18 protein-coding genes are annotated in these 15,206 nt (G+C 40.0%); 7 read left to right on the top strand and 11 right to left on the bottom strand.

Features of this window, described 5'->3' with window-relative positions:
- Nucleotides 1-110 precede the first annotated feature (110 nt).
- The 7 genes from GARC_RS27435 to GARC_RS19885 all read right to left on the bottom strand — a co-directional run bounded on the left by GARC_RS27435 (nt 111) and on the right by GARC_RS19885 (nt 3,380).
- Nucleotides 111-380: a DUF1294 domain-containing protein gene (locus GARC_RS27435; RefSeq protein WP_007623679.1), complete on the bottom strand. Its 270-nt coding sequence runs from the start codon at nt 378-380 to the stop codon at nt 111-113.
- A gap of 222 nt (nt 381-602) precedes the next feature.
- The gene (locus GARC_RS27430; RefSeq protein WP_085948801.1) at nt 603-695 is read right to left on the bottom strand and encodes a cold shock domain-containing protein; all 93 of its coding nucleotides are present in this window, start codon (nt 693-695) and stop codon (nt 603-605) included.
- 107 nt (nt 696-802) lie between these two features.
- The gene (locus GARC_RS19895) at nt 803-1,399 is read right to left on the bottom strand and encodes a helix-hairpin-helix domain-containing protein (protein WP_007623677.1); all 597 of its coding nucleotides are present in this window, start codon (nt 1,397-1,399) and stop codon (nt 803-805) included.
- A gap of 96 nt (nt 1,400-1,495) precedes the next feature.
- On the bottom strand, nt 1,496-1,618 hold the full coding sequence (locus tag GARC_RS27600) for a hypothetical protein (protein ID WP_007623676.1): 123 nt from the start codon (nt 1,616-1,618) through the stop codon (nt 1,496-1,498).
- A gap of 48 nt (nt 1,619-1,666) precedes the next feature.
- The gene (locus tag GARC_RS27060; RefSeq protein ID WP_007623675.1) at nt 1,667-1,843 is read right to left on the bottom strand and encodes a hypothetical protein; all 177 of its coding nucleotides are present in this window, start codon (nt 1,841-1,843) and stop codon (nt 1,667-1,669) included.
- Nucleotides 1,844-2,009: 166 nt separating this feature from the next.
- Nucleotides 2,010-2,324, bottom strand: a complete 315-nt coding sequence (locus GARC_RS19890; protein ID WP_007623669.1) for a DUF2956 domain-containing protein — start codon at nt 2,322-2,324, stop codon at nt 2,010-2,012.
- Between the two features lie 153 nt (nt 2,325-2,477).
- Entirely contained in the window at nt 2,478-3,380 is a 903-nt protein-coding gene (locus GARC_RS19885) for a LysR family transcriptional regulator (RefSeq protein WP_039990118.1), read from the bottom strand.
- A gap of 113 nt (nt 3,381-3,493) precedes the next feature.
- Here GARC_RS19885 and GARC_RS19880 point away from each other — a divergent pair, with 113 nt between their 5' ends.
- The 3 genes from GARC_RS19880 (at nt 3,494) to GARC_RS19870 (ending at nt 6,826) form a co-directional block, all read left to right on the top strand.
- Nucleotides 3,494-3,853 carry a hypothetical protein gene (locus tag GARC_RS19880; RefSeq protein ID WP_007623664.1) on the top strand — a complete coding sequence of 120 codons (360 nt, stop codon included), beginning with the start codon at nt 3,494-3,496 and terminating at the stop codon, nt 3,851-3,853.
- A 431-nt stretch (nt 3,854-4,284) separates the two neighbouring features.
- Nucleotides 4,285-5,613 (top strand): MFS transporter, encoded by a 1,329-nt coding sequence (locus tag GARC_RS19875; protein WP_007623662.1) that lies wholly within the window; start codon nt 4,285-4,287, stop codon nt 5,611-5,613.
- Between the two features lie 208 nt (nt 5,614-5,821).
- Complete coding sequence (locus GARC_RS19870) at nt 5,822-6,826, top strand: YhdH/YhfP family quinone oxidoreductase (RefSeq protein WP_007623660.1); 1,005 nt, start codon at nt 5,822-5,824, stop codon at nt 6,824-6,826.
- A gap of 119 nt (nt 6,827-6,945) precedes the next feature.
- On the opposite strand, the gene GARC_RS19865 is transcribed toward GARC_RS19870, so the two are convergent.
- Entirely contained in the window at nt 6,946-7,374 is a 429-nt protein-coding gene (locus tag GARC_RS19865) for an Lrp/AsnC family transcriptional regulator (protein ID WP_007623657.1), read from the bottom strand.
- A 193-nt stretch (nt 7,375-7,567) separates the two neighbouring features.
- On the opposite strand from GARC_RS19865, the gene GARC_RS19860 reads away from it, so the two are divergent.
- From GARC_RS19860 to GARC_RS19845, 4 genes are read left to right on the top strand one after another with little or no spacing between them, the layout of a single operon-like run.
- Entirely contained in the window at nt 7,568-8,773 is a 1,206-nt protein-coding gene (locus GARC_RS19860) for an aspartate aminotransferase family protein (protein ID WP_007623656.1), read from the top strand.
- 24 nt (nt 8,774-8,797) lie between these two features.
- Nucleotides 8,798-9,817: an arginine N-succinyltransferase gene (gene astA, locus GARC_RS19855; protein WP_007623655.1), complete on the top strand. Its 1,020-nt coding sequence runs from the start codon at nt 8,798-8,800 to the stop codon at nt 9,815-9,817.
- Between the two features lie 9 nt (nt 9,818-9,826).
- Complete coding sequence (astD, locus tag GARC_RS19850; protein ID WP_007623654.1) at nt 9,827-11,290, top strand: succinylglutamate-semialdehyde dehydrogenase; 1,464 nt, start codon at nt 9,827-9,829, stop codon at nt 11,288-11,290.
- Between the two features lie 38 nt (nt 11,291-11,328).
- Nucleotides 11,329-12,132 carry a DUF1338 domain-containing protein gene (locus tag GARC_RS19845; protein WP_007623653.1) on the top strand — a complete coding sequence of 268 codons (804 nt, stop codon included), beginning with the start codon at nt 11,329-11,331 and terminating at the stop codon, nt 12,130-12,132.
- A gap of 84 nt (nt 12,133-12,216) precedes the next feature.
- Here GARC_RS19845 and GARC_RS19840 read toward each other — a convergent pair whose 3' ends face one another.
- The 3 genes from GARC_RS19840 to GARC_RS19830 form a co-directional block, all read right to left on the bottom strand.
- Nucleotides 12,217-12,648: a DUF3859 domain-containing protein gene (locus tag GARC_RS19840; RefSeq protein ID WP_007623652.1), complete on the bottom strand. Its 432-nt coding sequence runs from the start codon at nt 12,646-12,648 to the stop codon at nt 12,217-12,219.
- A 3-nt stretch (nt 12,649-12,651) separates the two neighbouring features.
- Nucleotides 12,652-13,878 (bottom strand): threonine/serine exporter family protein, encoded by a 1,227-nt coding sequence (locus GARC_RS19835; RefSeq protein ID WP_007623651.1) that lies wholly within the window; start codon nt 13,876-13,878, stop codon nt 12,652-12,654.
- 223 nt (nt 13,879-14,101) lie between these two features.
- A complete protein-coding gene (locus GARC_RS19830; protein ID WP_007623649.1) occupies nt 14,102-14,893 on the bottom strand; it encodes a phytanoyl-CoA dioxygenase family protein in 792 nt (263 codons plus the stop codon).
- Nucleotides 14,894-15,206 lie beyond the last annotated feature (313 nt).

Genomic DNA, 15,206 nt, shown 5'->3' with positions numbered 1-15,206 from the left:
ACGTTAAACCTTCCAGCTCGTTGCGTCAACTTTACAAAGCGTTGGAGCAAAGGTAATAACTGCCCACTAGTAAGTCTGTTTTACCAGCAGCTAAGCTCAGCTGATAACATCTAAAACAAGAACCTAAGATATTCTCCATCTGACTCTAAATAAAGCCATAACAGACCAGCGATAATAATAATTACAGTGCCCCAAAATACAGTCCGAAACTCTCGTTTTTTAGATTTGTGTCTTAATAATTGTTGCGCTACGGCTGCCCTTGGCCAGCCACCTAAAAGTGCAAACAAATGCAAAGTACTTTCTTGAATTCGCCATACTCCCCGTTGCGCTTTTGCTTTATCAAAAGCATAAACAAAAAAAGCAATGGCGCTGAAACCCAAATACCAAAATAGTAACTTTTGAGGAAATTGGCCAATGAAGTAAGCCGCAGTGATAACTGTTAAAACAGCAATGACAAATAAACTGAAAACTAATGGTTTCTTGGGGATTTCTTAACCTTTAGCTTTTCACCCGAAAAAGTGGCATCAATTGCGCTATTCCTGCCGTTTTTATCTTTTGAAATTGAGAAAGTAATAATGTCTTTAATCTGTGGTGTACGTTTTCTATTTACATAATGCGGTTTTATGCATAAAAACATCTGCGCCACCTTCGTTTGGCTGAATAAAACCGAAGGCTTTATCAACATGCCATTTTATTAGTTTTCATTTATATCTCAATAGACTAGCTCCCTAAAAGCCGGAGACTGTTGCTTATGGGTTTATCCCAAAAATCCATAAGCTCCGCAACGATTCATTTTACAAATTTAACTATCAGCTAAAAGTGTTTTCGCTTGTCCTTCCCAGGTACTAAACCCTCGTTCATTTTCAAACTGCTTTAATATCTGAATTTTGTCTTTTGGAGTATTAGCAATATCATCAAGGGTAGTGATGCCTTTTTCAGCTAACTTTTTTTGCATCACTGGCCCAATACTATTTATTGATGCAATAGTTGCAGTTTTAATAGCTGCTTTGGGTTGAGGTGTTGACTTAGGCTTAGTCTTTGTTGGTTTTACGGGTTTAGATAATTTGGCAGTTGCACTTTTAGTTGTTGTCACTTTTTCAGTCATAAGTTCAACTACTTTGTCTTGCATACTAGATAATGACGCTAAGCGTTCCTCGAATTCATCCTGCAAATCAACTAATTTTCTGTGGTAGTTGGCGTCTAACTCATTAAACAATTTTAATGCTTTTTTACCTGATTTTTTGCCAAGTTTTTTAACTTGAAGACTTAGATCTTCAACTTGATTTTCTAGGGCATTTTTGGTGGAAATAAGTTTGCGGTTAATCTTCTTTAACGCCGCGTCACTTATGGATTTCTTAAACGTTTTTTTTGCTTCTTTTTTTGATGTTTTTTTAGACATTACAAAGCTCTCAATAGGCATGAGGGATTAACAAAAAAGCAGAGTCACAAAAATACTGAGATACTCTGCCTTATCGTTAGTTAAGAAAATACAAACTTAAGAAGTCTTTTTTAAGGCCTTTTTAAGTTTTTTAATTTTACTTTCCTGTTTTTTCATTTTCAATTTTCTTACTTTGATTTCATCTTTGATTTTAGTCACTTTTTTTGATGCTTTAGCCATTTTACTTTCTCCTAAGCGCGCAACTGCATTATTGCATAGTTGCACTGTTCAACTTACCGCTTTATGTTCAGCCACAAAGCGACGAATAAATTTTCTTAATTCTCGTGCAGCGCTAGTGTCCAAGTCTTCACAAAGTGATACAAACTCGTCTCTTTCTTCGCCATTGATACGGATAACCAATTGGCTATCTTTTTTTCCTAACTTATTCCGCTGTTTTTTAATCATTTAATTTATATGCTTGATAGGAAGAGATTTAGGAACACTCAACATGTTATGCAACGTATATACAAACAATATACGAAAATATAAACACTGTCAAATTCCGTTGAAAATATAACCTTTTGTTTCAAGGCCAGTTACGCGCTACATTTATTTGTACCTTGCCCAAAGATTACAGGGCAATAAAAACAACAAAACCTATCCAGCTTAACAACAGCAATATCCATGGTAGGTATGGCATAGGATTATTAACCGATTCCTCTTCTACTGTTTCGGTATCTTTTTGCTCTCGTTGTTTTATCTTTTGTTTACGCTGTTTATCTATTTCTCGTAACTTTTTACCTTGCTGTTTTTTAAATTCAGCGATGCCCTTTTCAATACCTTGAGCAATCAACTTGGTTTGCTCTTTAGTTTGCCCCATTTTTTGGGTGCCTTTAGCTATTTTCATCGCTTGTATTTCAACTTCAGGTGATACTTTATTTTTCATTTTTGAATTTACATATTAAAACGTAGCTGGAATATTAGCAGTTTAGTAACGAGATGGGATTAATTAACCTGAACCCGAGAGCAGTTATCTATCAGGTAATACCTAGTACATTTTTTCAAAGAAGTACTGGTGATCCAGAATTTTTTTACTGGTTTAAGCAAATTCTGGGATTTCACTTTTCAAACAATCGATAAACGCACTGAGTTTTAACGGCATGTAATCTCTGCTAGGGTAAACTAACCAGGTAGAAGTACCAAAATCTGCTGCAGCACATTCATAATCTGGGAACAGATCCACCAAGCTACCATCGGCCAATTCATCTCGACACAACCAATCAGGAAGTAATGCTATGCCTAGGCCAGCAACAGCACTAGCTGTCATAGTCATGCCATGGGAGATCAGTAAATGTCCTGTCACGGGAACAACTAGTTCTTTTTTATTAGCTTGCCGAAACTTCCAAGCTTCTCGATATCCAGGAATTGAAAACCTAAGACATTCTAATTCACTTAAACATAGGGGACTCTTTGTAATAGAATTAGATTTGATAAAAGAGGGGCTGGCACAAACAACAAATTTTCTGGGTGCTAACTCTTTACAAATAAAATCATCAGTAGGTTTTTTTCCAAAACGAATAGCGGCATCAATTTGTTGCTCTACAATATCTATTTGGTTGTCCGACAGCACCAATTCGATGGCCAATTTGGGATATTTTTTCCGCATTACTGGCAATAAAGGAACTAACTTTTTTTGTCCAAAAGAGGTACAAGCCGCCACTCTGAGATTGCCGATAGGCTCATTGGATAGATCTAAAGCCCGTTCTCCTGCTTGTATAAATGTGGCGACCAGTCCTTCTACTTGCCTAAAATAGGCTTTTCCTGACTCAGTTGGTGATAACTTTCGTGTCGTTCGCTGAAACAGTCGAAAACCTAATGAATTTTCAAGTTTCCGAATAGACCGCGATACTGATGAAGGGTCAATATTTCGGATTCTCGCCACCTCGGCAAAGCTGTTTCGCTTCACTACTTCAACAAATAACTGGATATTGTTCAAATCCATTCGTGCACTCCTTACATTAATGCAATGATTATATGCCTATTTACTGCGCAAGTAACCAGCTGTATTCTTTGCAAGGTGTTAGTAACTCAAACTTAGAAAATGGAGTATTTCAAATGGGATTAAAGTTTTATAAGCAGTTTTTCACAACAAAGGCTGAAGTTTTAGCAGATATAGAAAAAAATAATACTTGGCCAACCACCTTTGTATCAGGCGCCACAGAAGCTGCGCCAGTACATTGGCATAAAGATGAAGTACACGCATATATCATGCAAGGAGAAACAGATTTTTTAGATGCTGAAACCAACAAAAAGACAATGGTCTGTGCTGGGGACAAAATTATTGTGCCTATGGGAGAGCTTCATGCAGAAGGCGCGATTAAAGATCGCGTAGTCTATATCCTTGCATTACCAGAGCCGAGATTACCGCAAGATTTCCTTGCAATGTTTACTCCTGAGCAGCGCACTGATACATGAAGCCTGGTAATTATTAACAGCGTTTAACAGTTATACAAAAAAGATATTGAGCCTATGATTGCAATGCTTAATTACTGCTTACAGGTTGGAATTAAAGTCAGAGATCGATTCATGGGTACATTGTTTTTCTGCAGTTTACTGAAATTTAAAGTGCAACATTGTATATTCTGCGTTTTCCTCAACACATATGCGTTACTTCAACACATTTGCGTTACTAGAGTGTTAGGCTGACTAGCAGCGCAGTATAAAGGTTGAGCGCTCAAACCTTTATACTTGCCGAGCAAAGACTAGGCGATTTTTGCACAAAACGGATGCTGTTTGCCTAGCGCATTAGGACCTTTGTGGTTATCATCCATTGTGTTAGATTGCTCCCATGGCATACTCCATTCCGCCAACTTTACCCATTTAACCCATTTATTGCTGGAAACGCCATGCGTTCAATTCTTGTTTCTATTACGGCCTTATTTTTGGCTATTTTTTTGTTGTTATTAGGCAACAGTTTACTCAGTACATTACTGATCTTACGCGGGGTTGCAGAGGGGTTTTCAGGTAAGTTTTTAGGTATACTCACTTCGGTTTATTTTTTGGGTGCCTTCGTCGCCACGCTGCTAGCTTCGAGAATGATCAAACGCATGGGCCACATCCGCTGTTTTACTTTTTGTACTGCCTTGCTCGGCTGTTGCACTCTTGCTTATACATTGGCTATATCACCCTACGCTTGGCTAATCATTCGCTTTGTGACTGGTTTTGGCGTTTTTGCTATGTATACAGTGGTCGAAAGTTGGCTAAATGGTCAAACACAAGATGCCTATAGAAGCCGGGTGTTCTCCATATATACCCTGATTAACTTATTAGCCGTTGCGGCTTCGCAACAACTTCTGCTTATCGACAGTGCCACTGGTTATACCCTATTTATAATAGCCAGTTTACTTGTCACAGCTGCGATCATGCCAATTTCTTGGACTAGACTGCAACAGCCCAATGTGAATGTTGATATGCCATCAATGAGTATTTTGAAGGTGTTTGATGCAGCTCCAGTAGCGGTTACAGGCTGCTTAGTATCTGGATTAATCATGGGACCATTTTGGGGGCTAACGCCTTTGTTTGTAAACGATTTAGGTTATACAGAAAATCAGCTGGCCACCTTTATTTCGCTCTCTATACTAGGCGGTGCTTTCATCCAATATCCGGTAGGCCGCTGGTCTGATCGCATGGATCGTCGACGGGTTATTTTAGTTACTTTTATACTGAGTAGTTTACTGGCATTCGCTATGGCTATATGCGCTAAATACTACCCCGTTGAGCGAGGATTAATTACAGCCCTATCAACAATATTTTGCGGAATAGTGCTGGCGATATACCCTATTTCAGTGGTGCATCTAGTGGATCGTATAAGCAAAGATAATCTAGTTGCAGGTTCCAGTAGTCTTTTAATGATTTACGGTTTGGGATCTTTTGTTGGACCAACTATTGCTGGATTTGCACTGGAACATATGGGGGCCAGCGCCCTACCCGCCTATTATCTGGTTGTTTTGGCAACCTCTAGCTTGGTTCTCATCATGCAGCTAATTCGCTCGCGCATTGTTGAGATACCAGACGACCATGAAAGTCATTACGTTGCCATGGTACGCACATCGCAAAATGTATTACCTATGCATCCAGAATCTGAAGAGGTTTTGGATGTACACCCTACTTCTGATGAAGTTCCGCTTACATCAGAAGAACTTAGTGGTGAGCGACATGAGCCTGAGTCAATTTGAGGATTTAGGCGAGTAACAACCTTCTTTTACATGCTCAAATCAGCTTTTGCTCTTAGATTTTTTCAACACCTTGGCATTGTGGATCCTGTATCGGAGTCAACTATCAGCTACACCTCCTATGTAAAAGGCCCCTTCAACTATTCTGGCCGTAACAATCCCCATTTGTTAAGGTTATGACACATACGAATAATCATGGAAACTTGCAACTATGTCTGAGCAAAATACTTTTAAAGCATTACTAGTTGAAGAAACAGCAAACAAACAATTTACCTTGAATATAGCCAATCGCTCGGTAAGTGACTTACCTGACAATGACTTACTCGTTAACGTTCACTATTCATCCTTAAATTATAAAGATGCATTATCTGCTAGCGGCAATAAACGGGTTAGCAGTCATTTTCCACATACTCCAGGTATAGATGCTGCAGGCGTGGTTGTGCGGGATAAATCCGGCACTTTTTCCCCTGGAGATGAAGTGGTGATCTTTGGTTATGATTTAGGCATGAATACTCCTGGCGGTTTAGGACAGATGATTTCTATTCCCGCTAACTGGGCAGTAAAACGTCCAGAAAACCTATCTCTAAAAGAAGCAATGAGCTATGGAACTGGCGGTTTAACGGCGGCCCTTTGCATCCAAAAACTGGAAAAGATGGGCGCACGTCCAGAAGATGGCCCTGTTGCTGTTACGGGTTCAACTGGGGGAGTCGGCAGTACCAGTATTGCCCTGCTCAAGCAGTTAGGTTATAGCGTGGTGGCCTTTTCGGGTAAACCTGAACAAACTGAGCATTTAAAGGCAATGGGGGCTGATGAAGTATTACATCGTGATGTGCTCAATGAAGTGGCTGATCTACCAATGGGTAAAGAAAGATGGGCTCATGGAATAGATACCTTAGGTGGTGACTACCTGAGTAACCTATTAAAACAAATTAAATCAGGTGGCGGCGTATCAGCCTGTGGATTGGCAGCTTCTGATTCATTTTCTTCTTCTGTATATCCTTTTATTATACGTGGCGTGTCTTTACTGGGCGTGGATTCGGTTTATATCCCTCTTAGTGATAAACAACATATTTGGCAACGCGTGGCTAGTGATATGAAACTCCCTAATCTGCAAAGTCTATGTGAAGAAATCACCTTAGAACAAACCCCAGAATATCTGCAACGTTTTATGCAGTCTAAGGTTGTGGGCCGGTATTTGGTCAATCTAAAAAGTTAGAAACAATTTAACGGGTTGTTATGGGAAGAGCAGAATATTCACACCCTAAGTCTGTTCTGCCCTTCAACAAATAGTGTCATGGCAAGTCCATGGGCTCAAATTTAGTATGATTAACTGCTTTAGCGTTTAAATTTGGTTTCCAGCACCACAGCGGAATTGGTTCTATCAACACCATCTAGATTACCTATGCCATCCAAAATATGACTTAATTGCTCAAGGCTTTGAGCTTGCACTATAGCGATTAAGTCATATTCACCACTAATAGCGTATAACTCAGAAATTTCGCTGATCTGCCTTAATTCTACATTGGTACGAGCTGTAAGCTTTTGTTTCACCTTGATAGATACATGGGACGACACCAAATTATTTTGGTACTCGCTGCCATATTGAACAACATAACCACTAATGACTCCCGATTCTTCCAGCTTAGTAATGCGTTTTTGTATGGTCGAACGGGAAAGATTCAGCACTCGCGCCAAATCCGAAATACTTGCTCGTGCATTGGAGCGCAATATAGAAAGTAGTTGTTGTTCTTGTTTTGTTAGCAATTTGATAATTCATATGATTATTTTGCTAAATTATAGGCTCATATTAATCATAATGACACTGCACATTTAAAGTTAGTTTTACCATAATAGCCCCCATTATAAATCAATGATGTTTATACAATTTTTCGCGTTTATTGGCGTCTTTTTGCATCTTTCACTTTTTAACATCATATCGACTTAAGGGTTTCTATCAGTGCAAATTACAAGAGAACTGTTCGACGAAGTTATGGTGCCAAACTACGCACCTTCAAAAATAATTCCAGTTAAAGGCAAAGGGTCGCGAGTTTGGGATCAGCAAGGTAACGAGTTTATCGACTTCGCTGGCGGAATTGCGGTGAATTGTTTAGGCCATTGTCACCCTTCATTGGTCAATGCATTAAAAGAGCAAGGTGAAAAACTTTGGCATCTTTCAAATGTTATGACTAACGAACCTGCTTTGCGTTTAGCTAAAAAACTCACTGATGCCACTTTTGCAGAAAAAGTTTACTTTGCCAACTCCGGTGGTGAAGCCAATGAAGCGGCTTTGAAACTGGCTCGTCGTTGGGCAATTGATAATTATGGAGAGCATAAAACCCAAATTATTTCCTTCAACAAAAGCTTTCATGGTCGTACTTTTTTCACTGTGACTGTTGGTGGTCAAGCGGCTTATTCTGACGGTTTTGGCCCAAAACCTGGTGATATTGTACATGCCGATTTTAACGATCTCGCCAGCGTTGAAAAGCTGATATCAGACAATACCTGTGCTGTTATGGTTGAACCATTACAAGGTGAAGGCGGTATCATCCCAGCAACAGCAGACTTTATCCAAGGTGTACGCGCACTTTGTGATAAGCACAATGCACTACTTATTTTCGATGAAGTACAAACCGGTGTCGGCCGTACCGGTGATCTTTATGCTTATCAGGGATTGGGCGTCACGCCAGATATCTTAACGACCGCAAAAGCCTTGGGCGGCGGTTTTCCAATTGGTGCGATGTTGACCACCACTGAAATTGCAAAACATTTAAAAATAGGTACTCACGGTTCAACCTATGGTGGAAACCCTTTAGCCTGCGCAGTTGCCGAAGCGGTATTAGATGTGGTTAATACAGCTGATACTCTTAAGGGTGTAAAAGCTCGTGAGCAGCTATTTAGAACCGGTTTGGAGGGGATTAATAGCAAATACAAGGTGTTTAGTGAAGTCCGAGGTCAAGGTCTATTGTTGGGTGCTGTACTAAATGAACAATATAAAGGCCGTTCTCGTGAATTTTTAAATGCATCGGCTGATAATGGCTTGATGAGCTTAATCGCAGGACTGGATGTTATTCGTTTTGCTCCTTCATTAATTATTTCAGAAGATGAAATTAAAGAAGGCTTAAAACGATTTGAAAAGGCTGTAGCTCAAGTCGTTAATGCTTAGATTAAGCACAGGATCTAAGCCATTATGTTGTTAATTCGTCCAATTGTAGCCTCTGATTTTAGCGCGCTTAAACAAATTGCCGTCGAGTCTGGGCATGGATTTACCTCCTTGCCTAACAACGATGAGTTATTACTAGGCAAAATTGAAAAAGCCGAGGCCAGTTTCTCGGCTGATGTAAGTGCGCCAGGTAATCAAAGTTATCTTTTTGTTCTCGAAGATACTGAAACCAATCAAGTTGTTGGTATTGCAGGTATTGAAGCTGCTGTAGGTATGTCTGTACCGCTGCATCATTACCATCTGGGTACAATTAAAAATCACTCACCCAGTTTGGACGTAAACAAATCCATTCAGACTCTGACATTTTGTAACGATTACACCGGTGCTACCGAAGTCTGTACCCTGTTTGTACGGGAAAAATACCGCAAAGGCAACGCTGGGCAATTGATGTCTCGGGTTCGATTTCTGTTTATGGCTAATCATCCTGAACGTTTCTCAAATACTGTTATTGCTGAAATGCGCGGCGTATCAGATGCACAAGGGCGTTCTCCTTTTTGGGCATGGCTTGAAGAGCATTTTTTTGGTATCGACTTTCCCACTGCCGATTATCTTGTAGGGATTGGTGACAAGACTTTTATCTCGGAATTAATGCCTAAACATCCCATTTATGTGAGTTTACTCAGCCAAGATGCTCAGGCAGTTATTGGCCAAGTTCATAACAAAACAGCACCCGCATTACGGCTTCTGGAAAAGGAAGGGTTTCAATTTAGAGGTTATGTCGACTTGTTTGATGCCGGTCCAACAGTAGAAATATCCCTGAATAATATCCGCTCTGTCAGCCAAAGCAAAAGTTGTAAAGTCAAGATTGCAGAAGCCAGCGGTGAGCAGTCTTTCTTTATATGTAATGACCTAGTCAAGGATTTTCGAGCTATGTCAACAGCCCAAGCGAGCTACGATATTGATAGCAATACATTAACGCTGAGTCCCAATATTGCCACAGCATTACTGCTCAAAACCGGCGATAACGTCCGCTTTTTATGCCTTTAAGGATCTAATATGAATATTCAAACCAACAGCAATCATCAACTGGCTGACGATAACTTAAGTTTCAAATCGATTAACCCAGCCAATGGCGAAACAATATGGCAAGGTGAATGTGCCAACGCTGAACAAGTTGACCAAGCCGTTGCAGCGGCCCGTCAGGCATTTAATACTTGGGGGTATTCCAGTCTGGAAAAACGAATTGAAATAGTTGAGTCTTTTGCTCAGTTATTAAAAGAAAACAGTGAAGAAATGGCCATCACAATAGCCAAGGAAACAGGTAAAGCCTTGTGGGAATCTCGTACTGAAGTTGCTGCAATGGCAGGAAAATCGGCAATATCCATAGATGCACACAATGTTCGCACCGGCACCAAAGAAAATGCACTACCAGGTGCGACGGCCTTTGTTCGTCATAAACCCCATGGTGTGGTTGCTGTATTTGGTCCCTATAATTTCCCAGGGCATTTGCCAAACGGGCATATTGTGCCAGCGTTAATCGCCGGCAATACCATAGTATTCAAACCTTCGGATTTAACCCCAAAAGTAGCTGAATATATGCTGCAATTGTGGCAACAAGCAGGTTTGCCTGAAGGGGTATTAAATTTAGTGCAAGGCAAGGTAGAAACTGGGAAATCCCTTGCGGCCCATCCTGATATTAATGGTTTATTTTTTACTGGCAGTTCATCAACAGGCCAATTACTACATAAACAATTTGCCGGGCAAGCAGATAAAATACTGGCGCTGGAAATGGGTGGCAACAATCCACTTATTGTCAAAGACGTGCAAAATATCAATGCCGCAGTCCATGATATTGTTCAGTCTGCCTTTATTACCTCAGGTCAGCGCTGCACATGCGCTCGTCGGGTGTTTATTGAAAACACCCCAAATGGTGATGCCATCCTCAGTAAATTAATTGAGGTCACAGCTAACATTCAGGTTAACGATCCTTTTAATCAGGAACAGCCATTTATCGCCTCAATGATATCTGCTGCTGCGGCTGAACATATGGTTAAAGTACAAGAACAAATTAAAGCTTTAGGTGGCAAGGTTTTGGTAGAACTTAAACATCTGACAGCAGCTACAGGTTTTGTATCGCCAGGCATTATTGATGTTACCGATGCTGCGCCAATACCTGACGAAGAGCACTTTGGGCCCTTATTAAAAATTTATCGCTACAGTGACTTTAACGTCGCCATCAAAGAAGCTAATAATACCTCTTTTGGTTTATCTGCCGGTCTTTTGGCTGACGATAATGCCGACTATCAGTTCTTCTTTACTCATATTCAAGCCGGTATTGTTAACTGGAACAAACCCACTACTGGGGCTTCCAGTGCCGCACCTTTCGGTGGAATTGGTGCCAGTGGAAACCATAGAGCAAGTGCCTACTATGCCGCCGATTACTGCGCCTACCCAGTGGCTTCAATTGAAGCTACAAACGTCAGCCTGCCGGCAACACTTTCACCTGGTCTGGTTATCTAGACGTTATTATTTACTCACTTATTTAGGATTAAAACTATATGCGCACCAAGATCGATGAATTATTTGAAAATTTGTGGAACAGTTATGTGGATGTCACACGTTCTGCAAAAATAATCCATTCGTTATTAGGCTCTACTCAGCAAAAAGATGTGGTCAATGATCATATCGCCTTGCGAACATTTAATATCAGTAATGTTTGCTTAGACGTACTGGCAGCTCATTTTTTAAATTTGGGTTACCAAGAATGTGGTGAATATCATTTTGTAGCCAAAAAACTTTATTCGAAACACTTTGAGCATCCCAATCCGGCCCACCCCAAAGTATTTATTTCAGAGTTGTTAACTGAACAGTTCTCACCAGAATTACAAGCAATTGTAAAAGGTATGACAGCCAATATAGATGTAGCTACAACTTCAGCCGCTAACTTCCTGTACTCTGGAACCCATTGGGATATTGATTTTTCAACATACCAAAAGCTGCTTGAAGAATCAGAGTTTGCAGCATGGGTAGCGGCATGGGGATTTCGAGCAAACCACTTTACGGTTAGTAACAATTCGCTATTAAATTTCGACTCAATTCAACAAATAAACGAAGCAGTAAAAAAAGCGGGTATTGCTTTAAATACCTCTGGTGGAGAAATAAAAGGGACTCCGCAGCAAATGTTGGAACAATCTTCTACTATGGCCGACCGTCATCCGGTTAAATTTAGTGATGGTGTTCAAGAAATCCCAAGCTGTTTTTACGAATTTGCTCGTCGCTATGCAAAACCTGACGGCTCTCTATTTAGCGGATTTATTACTGGATCTGCGGATAAAATATTTGAGAGTACAAACGCTAGTTAACAAACATGTAATAGTGTTATCGGGTATCTATAAAAGGTCGATTAGGGGAGTTAAATAGACTTCGCTGATCGACCAAGTAGCGTCTTAATAGCCCCTTTTTTTCCAAAATTGCAGCTCAGCATCGCCATGTTCAACCAATAAACTAAAAGTTTTCTGAGCAATAACTTTTCCATCACACTCTATCACCATAAGCCAATCCCCAAGCTTATCGTGAATGGGCGCCCAAACTGTATCGCCTAAATAAAACTCCCAATCATTATTTCGAACGTACACCACGCCCTCAAATGGAGGCATGACAAGTCCATTTTCATCCAGAACATCGGGATGAAAAATAGTCCAATCTAGTTTTTTTCCTTTGGCTTTTTTAGCGCTAAGGATAAAACCAAATTCAATTTCCAATTCAGCAGGAATTTTAGTAGCAAGAGCTTTGATTTTTGGAAGGCTTTTACTTTTTTCATCCCAAGATTGATAAATACCGTAACTGCTAATTTCAAAATAGGTACGTAATTTAGACAATTGTCACAGCGCCTTTCTAGTCGGCATCACCACGTTTGCAAATATTAACCCTGCCACCAGCGACATCAAGATCAAGAAGGTTTCCTGGCCAATATGATCTATCTTAATAATATCTTGGCCAGAGATAAACGAATTAAGCCCAATATAGGTTTTTGACCCTGGTACCAATACAATTAAACCATGCATAGCAACTATGGTAGACGGGGCATTAGCAATACGTGAAAACAGATTGGCAAACACACCCAGTGCAAATGCGCCCACAAAGGCGCCAAGTCCATTTTCAAGAAACCCAGAACTCCAAGTAGATGCCCCATAAGCAATAAAAGTAGATGCTATTGCCCAAGGAACATGTTTCATACGGGTGCGAAATATGGCGACCAGACCCACACTAAGCATTAGTACACCCAGCCAGTTGACCCAAAAAGGTAAGGTAGCTGCCATTGCCAGTTCTTGTTGCCCAAATAATTGGTAACCCAGACTCACCCCCAAAAAAGCACCAAAATACAGTTTGAATAGCTGCATGGTGGCATCCATGACTCTAGAGGTTCCAGATACCATGTTGCGTGAGGATAATTCAGCTAGCCCCATGGTCAATGACAAACCCGGTACTAAAATGATTAAAGAGGAAAGAATGACCAGCCAGATATTAAGGCCTGATGATGAATAATGGTTAATAGCACAGGCCGCAAAGCCCACTGTAAAAGAAGCCACAGGTTCCAACATCAAGTTAACTCGTTTCGAACGAAGTGCCCAAAGAGTCCAGAAGTAAACCATCAGGCCCAACAAACCAGAATAAATAATTTCTGACCAACCGGCTCCCATCAACATTGAAAATGCACTGGTAGACATACCAAAGGCGACACCCGTTAGGCTTTTACCATAAGGGCTAGGCATAGCGTCAATCTCAGCCAGTTGTTTATTGGCTTCCGTAAGTGAGATTTGACCAGACAACAACTCATGGGCTAATTCATCAGTTCGAGACAAGGAATTCATGTCTAACTCACCCGGCTGCATGCGCGCAGAGTGGTTATATTCATCTTCGTGATGATCACTCCACAGCACTATAGTTAAAGTGGTAGGTGTAGAGTTAAAAGAGGCATGCAGCCCAAAATGCGTCGCAATCTCTGTTAAATAGGCTTCCAAACGAAACGATGGTGAACCATATTTGTGTAACATTTTACCCAGATTAAGGATAAAACGACGGATTTGAATAAACTCTAACTTGTCCATTTTTTTACTACAACTTCAATAATTAACGTAATACTAGTAGCTCTAAAAAAAGCCACCTGCATATTCTATGGTGATTAACAAGGCGTGGATTCTAGTAATACTACAAGTAACATGCAACGTACATTTTATGGGCATCTATGATTAGAAAAACTAATGGTTATCTATGATTACTCAAAAGTGCTAAAACGCTTTTCTTTATGAGCCTTTTAAGAGGAATACACAATCACTCACACTGCTGTTTTGATTTTAGCTGCATAGTATTGATAAATAACCTTGGGTCATCAATTTTATCCAGCATGGAATCAATCGGCAAACAATCGTCGTCGACGTAATCAATAAAATCAGCCGACGGATCAAAAACTAAAATATCCAAGGCTAACCTGTCTAATCCGTATAAACCTCGGTGGATCATATCAGCCGAAAAAACTAACAAGTCGCCCGCAGCTAACTGAATTTTTTTGCCGCTAGAGAGATCTTCACTACTCACTCTGCCCTTTTCTTCTTGTCGCACATTAAATTCTTCATCATTATCCCAACGCTTATGGGTTCCAGGTACTAACTCCATGCCAAGTTCATCAAATAAAGGCACTCGAAGGTGTACAACTTGTGTTTCCTGAATGGCTATTTTTTGCCCTGCAACATCATGATCATATTGGCAATCTCGATGCCAAAAATCTTTTTGTTGTGGATTAACGGGGTTAAAAAATAATTGGGTATTCATAAACGCAGGAGAAGTTGCTAGAACCGATTCGACAACATCCATTATTTTTTTTGAACTGATAAAATTAAACAGCTTAATCCGATCGTCACACGCCAAATACTGGCTTCCAGTAATTAATGAAGAGTTGAAAGCTTCTTGCTGATAGAATTCTGCATGGTCTTGTTTCCATAATTCATGAAATTTTAAGATGACTTTTCTAAGTGATAAAATTTCAAACTCGGTAAAATAATCCTTAAGCACAAAATAACCTTGTGAGTCATAATGACGATTCAATTGACTTCGCTCTTCTAGCATTAACACCCATAACCTCTAAATTATTTTAAGTACAAAAAATGTTCCAATTTTGTGTACGAACATGCACCGAGATAATACTCTAAAACCTACATCTTCAGCCAAGATTTCTTGCAAATAAAAGCATCACAAATACAAGTAAGGCAATTGACCAAATTGCACAATTATCAGCCAAAGTGTGAAACAAAAAAATCACTGCTATTTTAAATTTTTAAGCCATCTTGATGTTTTTGCTGCATACGTATTCATGGCTTTTTGCGGTAAATTTAATGGTTGAATGTTTTTTTTTCGATTAGAGTTTTCTGTAAACAACTTG

Origin of the sequence: Paraglaciecola arctica BSs20135 (assembly GCF_000314995.1) — a bacterium.
GTDB classification, from domain to species: Bacteria; Pseudomonadota; Gammaproteobacteria; order Enterobacterales; family Alteromonadaceae; genus Paraglaciecola; species Paraglaciecola arctica.
Note: the sequence above shows the minus strand (reverse complement) of the source record. Positions and strands in the feature narration are given on the sequence as shown.